A 7,128-nucleotide genomic window follows, 5' to 3' on the forward strand; every position below is an offset into this window, starting at 1 on the left:
GGTCCCGGGTCGTCGTGGACGTCATGGGGGCCGTACGCGAAACCTCAAGCGCTTGAAGTCAAGGGCGGCCCGCGGATCTGGGGGGCGGCGGGACGGCGGGACGGCGGGCGTCGCGTCGCGGACCGTGGAGGGGCCAAAATCGATGACCCGGCGATCGCGGGTCGGTGGGCCGCGCATCGAGTTGTAGACCCTGGGGGTACCGAAGTCGATGGGAGCGGCGGGTGCGGGTCGGTGCGGCGGGCCGGGCATCGAGTTGTGAACCCTGGCGGTCCCGAATTCGATGGGACAGGCGGAGGCAGGTGGGTGGCCGACCCAGGCATCGAATTCTGGAACCTGGAACTCCCGAATTCGATGGGACCGACGGAGGCGGCGCGGTGGGCCGGCCAGGCATCGAGTTGTGAACCCTGGCGGTATCGAAGTCGATGGCACCGACGGACGCGGGGCGGTGAGCCGAGCCAGAAATCGAGTTCTGGACCCTCGAGGTCCCGAAGTCGATGGGGCGGTCGGTGCCGCCGAGGGCCGCCGAGGCCTCACGTCGGGCACACAACCGTGGAGCCCCCGAAGCGGACCAGACGGTCGTCGCCGTCGCCGTCGCCGTCGCCGAAGGTCGCTTCCTGTAGCGCAATTCGCCAGGTGAATAGGACGATTCATGGGGAACATGACCGCGGGGGCACGCGCATCTCCGTCGCGGAGGCGCTCGCCGGCCGGCGGGCGTGGTCAGCCGGCGGGCGTGGTCAGCCGGCGGGCGTGGTCAGCCGGCGGGCGTGGGTCAGCCGGCGGGCGCGGGGCGAACGGCCGGCGCCGGGCGAACGGCCGGCGCGGGGCAAACGGCCGGTGCGGGGCAAACGGCCGGCGCCGGGTGGCCGGCCGACACCGAGTGGCCGGCCGACGCAGGGCGGCCGGGGTGACGAGACGCGCCTCGGCCCGCGGCGCGGGACAAGCCGGATCCGGGACACGCGGAACCCGGGAGACCAAGGCGCCGCACGTCGGAGGACGTGCTCAGGCCGGTCCGACCGACGCGATCTCGTAGCGGTGGACGTCGGCGCCGACGATGTCCGCCCACATCCCGTCGTCGGGGCCGTCGCCGCGGAAGGCGAGCAGCTCGTCCGTCGACGACCAGCGCTCGAAGACGTTGATGCGGTCCGGGTCCAGCGGGTCCGCGGAGACGACGAAGTCGAGGCACCCCGGGGCCTCACGGGCCAGGACGACGGCCTCGAGCGAGGCCGCGGCGAACGCGTCGCGGCGGCCGGGGGCGATGCGGAGGTGTCCGGAGACGATGAGCACGGGGAGGATCCTCGGGTCGGGCGACGGCCCGGTACGGGATCCGTCGGACCGGGGACCGGCCCGGGCCCGCGAACTCATCGGCCGAGGGAGCCGCCGTCGTGCGTGGCGACCCGAGTCGCAGCGAGGCGGGGTGGCCGACGAGCGGGCTCGCCGGCCACCAGGTCTCACTCCCCGGAGGGAGGTTTCCTGGTGTGCGTCGCCGGGGGCGGTGGCGAGCCGTAGCGGTCGGCAGCGGTCGTACCCGGGAGGGAGGTTTCCTGGTGTGCGTCGCCGGGGCCGTCGGCGAACCGGGACGGTCGGCGATGGTCACCGGACTTGGTACCTCGGAGGAAGGTCTTCTGGTCCTCGTCGCCGGGGCGGTCGGCGACCCGCGACGAGCGTCGGCGGTCACCAGACTTGCTACCCCGGAGGGAGGTTTCCTGGTGTGCGTCGCCGGGGCCGTCGGCGAACCGGGACGGCCGGCGATCGTCACCGGACTTGGAACCTCGGAGGAAGGTCTCCTGGTCCTCGTCGCCGGGGCGGTCGGCGACCCGCGACGAGCGTCGGCGGTCACCAGACTTACTACCCCGGAGGGAGGTTTCCTGGTCCTCGTCGCCCGCGCGACCCGTGGGCCGATCGATCGCTTCCGCGATCCGGGGGCCGAGGCGGTAGCGACGCCTGCGGTCCCGGCAGCCGTCGCCGCCGGGACCCCTTTCCGCGTCCTGCAGCCCCCGGGCCGTCGCCGCGGGGACCCTGTCGTGCGTTCCCCGGGCCGTCGCCACCGGGACCGCCGTCGTGCGTCCCCGGGCCGTCGCCACCGGAACCGCCGTCGTGCGTCCCCCGGGCCGTCGCCACCGGGACCCGTCTCCTACGGCCCCCGGGCCGGCGCCGTGGGAACCGCGTCCTACGTCCTGCGTCCTCCACACCGCGGTCCGGGCGACTCGCGCCGCCCGGACCGCGTGGGAATCAGACCGCCGGGGAGGGCGCCGTCTGACCGGAGCCCGGCGTCTCGGGCGTACCCGGGGCCGGGGCCGGCGTGGTGTCGCCGGTGCCGGGGGCCGGCGTCTCGCCGGTGCCCGGGGCGGGGGTCGTGCCGGTGCCCGGATCCGGGGTCGTGCCGGTGCCGGGGGCCGGGGTCGTGCCGGTGCCGGGGGCCGGGGTCGTGCCGGTGCCGGGGGCCGGGGTCGTGCCGGTGCCGGGGGTCGGGGCGGGGGCCGAGCCGCCGTCGCCCGGGGTGGAGCCCTGGTCGGGACGGTCGCCCGGCTTCAGGGCGTCGAGCGCCTTCTGGACCTGCTTGTCGGTGCGGTCCAGGGAGTCGGCGAGCGACGAGACGAAGACCTTCTTCGCCTCCTGTCGCGCCTGATCCAGCGCCGAGGTCACCTTGTCGGCGTCGGTGCCGAGGGCGTCGGCGAGGGCCGCGACGAGCTTCTGGGCCTGCGCGTCGGGACCGGCCGGCGCGGGCTTGCCGCCGTCGGCGGGACCACCCGGGGTGGTCGAGCCGCCGTCGCCGGGAGCGGCGGGCGTCGAGCCGTCGGACGGGGACGTCGTGGTGCCGTCCGTCGGGGCCGTGGTGGCCCCGTCGGTCGGCGCGGTCGTGGTCGAGCCGTCGGTCGGGGCCGGCTTGTCGGTGCCGGTCGTCGAGTCGTCGGTCGGAGCCGGCGTCTTGGTGCCGTCGGTCGGCGCGGGGGTCGTCGAGTCGTCGGTCGGAGCCGGCGTCTTCGTGCCGTCGGTCGGCGCGTCCGGCGTCGTCGAGCTGCCGTCACCGGGCTGCTGCGGCGCGGAGCCGTCGGTGCCGGGCGCCGGCGTGGTGCCGTCGTCGGCGCCGCCGGTGAGGACGTCCTGGGCCTTCTCGAAGGCGGCCTTCAGCTCCTTCGGCGTGACGCCGAGGGCCGTGGCGAGCTCGTCGGCGCCGGCCTTGCCGGAGTCCTTCGCCGCGTCGCGCAGGGCGCCGCGGAGCTCCTTCGGGCTGACGTGCAGGGCGCGGGCCAGCTTGCGGACGGCCTGCTTCTTGGCGTGGTGGTGGCCGACGCCGTGCTGACCGGCGGCGGCACCGTCGCCACCGGCGGGGGTCTTCGTGGTCGGCTGCGCGGTCGCGCCGGCGGCGCCGAGGGCGCTGCCCACGACGGTGGAGCCAGCGGCCAGCAGGGCCAGGGTCTTCGTGCGAGCGGTCATACAGAACCTCCGTGATCGTTCGTTGAAGCGGCCGGACTCCGACGTGCGTCGTCCGGCCTGGGGACACCATCAGGGCCGGACATGAACGCGAGATAATGGGCTCGCCACACCGGTGATGGACGACGGATGTGCTCCCGTTCTCGCGCTCGGGAACAGCCCGGCGACGGTCCGCCGGGCCACGGACGGCCTCGCCCGCCCCCAGGTCGGGGGGGGCCTGCCGCCGCCGCCCGTGGCGCGCCGCCGCTCCCTGGCGTGCCGCGCCCCGCACGCCGACCGGGGGTCGCGACGATCACGGCCACGCATCTCCCCCGTGCGCGTGTCGTGGGGCGTCGCTCGCCGGCGTCGCCCTGCTGGTCGTCGTCCACGAGGCCGGCACCTCGTCGCCGCCGACGCGTCCCGTCCGGCACGACCGCCGACCGGCCGGCGACGCTCGAGCCGGGCGAGGAGGCCCTCGATGTCGCGGGGGCGGCGGGCTCGCCGACGTCGAGCACGACCTGACCGCGCCGGGGGCGACGGGACGACTCGTCCTCCGCCCGGCGGGCTGACCGAGTCGGCCCGCCGGCCGCGGCGCGTAGACGACCGGCCCGCCCGCGGCCGCCCGCGCCCTACCGCCGCACGACGACCTTCGCCGTCCGCGCGGTCCCGCTCGACACCCGCACCGTCGCGGTGCTCGACGCCCGCCGGCGCAGCGCGGTCGCCACCTTCGCCGTCGGCTTCAGTCGCAGCGACCAGGCGCGGCGCGACGTCGTCCGGCCGGTCGCGATCGTCCGTGTCCTCAGTCGCAGCCGCTTCGCCGTCGCCTTCGAGACGACGAGGGAGACCCGCACGCGCCGGGCCTTCGCGACGTCGCCGCGCAGCAGGACGCCGCGGCGGCGGAAGGTCGTCAGGCGGATGCGGGTCGTCCGGGCCTTGGCGGCCTTCTTCGCCGGGGTGGCGGGCGCCGGCGTCGCGGCCGGCACGGTGCCCGTGTAGGCCGGGTCCGCGGTGGTCCCGGCGGCGTCGCCGACCGGCAGGGTCACACGCACGTCGGCCAGGTCGACCGACCCGAGGCCGGTGGTGATCCCGTAGACGTTGGAGCCGTCGCTGACCTGCAGGCGGTAATGGCTGCCCGGGCTCACGTGCATCGCGACGCCCTCGAGCGGCCGCTCGATCTCGTGCTCCTGGCCGTCGAGCGTCACCGGGATCGGCGTGACCTGGTTGCCGACGACGACGCCGCGGTCCTCGTCGACGAGCTGCGCGAAGAGGTGCGAGCTCGTGTCCGTGGACGTGCCCCGGTACTTCAGGCGCAGCACGGGCTCCCCGACGACGTCCTTCGCGGTCGTCTGCGCGGGGATCGGCACCTCGACGGCGTTCAGGGCGCGCGTCGCGGCGATCAGCAGCCCCGACGCCGTGCCCAGCGGCGTGATCGCCAGGCGGCCGGAGCCCTGCGCCGTGATCTCGCCGGCGGGCTTCAGCGGCAGGTCCGCGGCGCTGCGGAGCTTGCCGTCGTCGGAGACCCACTCGAAGGCGGGACCGACGTCGGCCTTCGTGTCGCCCTTCAGCCAGCGGTCCATCCAGGCCAGCACCCGGGGCTGCAGGACGTCGGCGGCGCCGTTGCCGGTGAGGCAGACGCCGTGGCCGCCGCAGAACCAGAGGACCTTCGTCGGCGTGCCGGCCTGACGCAGCAGGCGCCGCATCTCGATCGACTGCGCGAGCCCGAAGAGCGTGTCGGCCGTGCCCTGGAGGATCAGCGCCGGCGCGTGGACCTTCGCGATCGCCTCGCCGGTGGACCGCGCACGGAGGTAGTCGGTGAGCTCCGGCCCGGCCTTGCCCGTGACCGCGCCCTGCAGCGCCAGCGAGACGAGCCGGGGCTCGAACGCGCCCAGCTCGAGACCCTGCGGCGCGAGCACGCCGAGCGCCAGCCCGCTGACCTCGCCGGCGCCGACGAGCGGCAGCCCCCACCCGAGCTTCAGCCGTCCGTCGCGGCCGAGCGCCTGCACCAGGGACGTCCACGAGATCGCGGGCGTGAGCGCGTCGATGCGCGGATCGCGCGACGCCGCGGCCCACTGGACGCCGCCGCCGTACGACGCGCCGTGCATGCCGACCCGCGGGTCGCCCGGCTTGTCGAGCTGGGCCTCCGGACGCGTCGCGACGTAGGAGACGACCGCCGACGCGTCGCGCCCCTCGTAGTCCGGCGAGTCGAGCTGGATCTCGCCGCCCGAGCGCCCGAAGCCGCGCGAGTCGTACGTGATCGTGTTGTAGCCGTCCTTGCGGAAGGCGCCGGCCGCGACCTGGCCCAGCGCGCCCGGGAGCCCCAGCTCCGTGCTCTCGCGCACCAGCGCGAAGCCGTGCGTCATGACGATCGTCGGCGCCTTCTCCCCCGCCTTCAGCCCGTCCGCCGGCTGGAAGTCCGCATCGATCTTCGTGCCGTCGAACGACGTGATCGTGACCTGCTCGGCCGAGGCGGCAGCTGGGACGGCGGCGAACGCGAGGGCCGCGGCGAGCCCGGCGACCGCGAGACGGGAACGTGACATGCGCGCCAGCCTACCGTTGGTAGCAAAGGAGCGGGGATCGAATCCCGGCCCCGCGGTCGGCGACCGCGTGGGTCGCCGTCCCCGCGCACCGCAGGGGCACGCGCACCGGGACGGACGCTGCCGGCGAGCCCGACGGGGACGGCCGGCCCGGCCGCGACCCCGTCGTCGCCTACGCGCCCGCCGGCACCACGACGACCTCGACCACGGCCCCCGCCGGCAGCGGCCCGTCCGCGGCCGGCAAGAGCGCGAACGCCGTCGTCGCCGGGAACGAGGCGAGGCGGTGGGGCTGCTGCGCCTGCAGCACCGTGGCCGTGCGGCCGCCGTCGGCGTCCTCCCCGAGCGCGACCCGCAGCGCGCGGACCCGGCGGGCGTCGCCGTGGGTCGCCGCCGTCAGCCGGGCGCGGAGCGGCGCGGCCGGGGCCCGCCCGGTCATCCCTCCGAGCAGCGGCGGCAGGAGCAGGGCCGCGACCGTGATCGCGGCGCCGGGGTTGCCGGGGAGCGCCAGGACCGGCCGCGGGCCGTGCTCGCCGGGCACGCTCCCCAGCCACGTCGGACGGCCGGGCTGGAGCGCCAGGCCCGCGATCCGCTCGTCGGCCCCCAGCGCCGCGAGCGCCCCGCGGACGTGGTCGTGCGGCCCGACCGACACGCCGCCGCTGCTGATCACGAGGTCGGCGTCGTGGTCGGAGAACGCCGCGATCGTCCCGTCGCGGTCGTCGCCGGCGTGGCGGACGGCGAGCACGTCGGCGCCGGACGCCCGCAGCAGCGCGGCGAGCGCGGGGCCGCCCACGTCGTGGATCCCGCCGTCGCCCGGCGCGTCGCCGGTTGCCGCGACCTCGTCGCCGGTGACGACCACGAGTGCCCGCGGACGGCGACGGCACGCGACGACGGTCGCTCCGAGGCCGGCCAACAGCGCGACGTGGCCGAGGTGCAGCCGCTCGCCGGCGCGGACGGCGACGTCGCCCGGCGCGACGTCCTCCCCCGCGCGGCGCACGTCGCGGCCGGGGTCGACCGCCACCCGGACGGCGACCGCGCCCTCCCCGCCGACCGCTTCGACGTCCTCCCCGCCCACGGCCTCGGCGTCCTCGACCCGCACGACCGCGTCGGCCCCGGCCGGCAGCCGGGCGCCGGTGCTGATCCGCAGCGCGCCGCCGGCGAGCACCGCGACGTCCGCGGGCCGGCC

At 76.7% G+C, this 7,128-nt stretch carries 4 protein-coding genes; all 4 read right to left on the reverse strand.

Translation table 11 applies throughout. The features are described 5' to 3' along the window. Window positions 1-999 precede the first annotated feature (999 nt). On the reverse strand, window positions 1,000-1,284 hold the full coding sequence (locus tag AB0L40_RS25315; RefSeq protein WP_364361168.1) for an antibiotic biosynthesis monooxygenase family protein: 285 nt from the start codon (window positions 1,282-1,284) through the stop codon (window positions 1,000-1,002). 945 nt (window positions 1,285-2,229) lie between these two features. Continuing rightward, window positions 2,230-3,435 carry a hypothetical protein gene (locus tag AB0L40_RS25320; RefSeq protein WP_364361170.1) on the reverse strand — a complete coding sequence of 402 codons (1,206 nt, stop codon included), beginning with the start codon at window positions 3,433-3,435 and terminating at the stop codon, window positions 2,230-2,232. A gap of 605 nt (window positions 3,436-4,040) precedes the next feature. Next, window positions 4,041-5,948 (reverse strand): alpha/beta fold hydrolase, encoded by a 1,908-nt coding sequence (locus tag AB0L40_RS25325; RefSeq protein WP_364361172.1) that lies wholly within the window; start codon window positions 5,946-5,948, stop codon window positions 4,041-4,043. A 169-nt stretch (window positions 5,949-6,117) separates the two neighbouring features. Then, on the reverse strand, window positions 6,118-7,128 hold a 1,011-nt coding region (locus AB0L40_RS25330; RefSeq protein ID WP_364361174.1), incomplete at its 5' end, for a molybdopterin molybdotransferase MoeA.

This window comes from Patulibacter sp. NPDC049589, from assembly GCF_040675535.1.
Lineage (GTDB): Bacteria > Actinomycetota > Thermoleophilia > Solirubrobacterales > Solirubrobacteraceae > Patulibacter.

Bases quoted from the DNA above. Each gene is read 5' to 3' on its own strand.
- AB0L40_RS25320 (WP_364361170.1), bottom strand. From the start codon at position 3,435: ATGACCGCTCGCACGAAGACCCTGGCCCTGCTGGCCGCTGGCTCCACC.
- AB0L40_RS25325 (WP_364361172.1), bottom strand. From the start codon at position 5,948: ATGTCACGTTCCCGTCTCGCGGTCGCCGGGCTCGCCGCGGCCCTCGCG.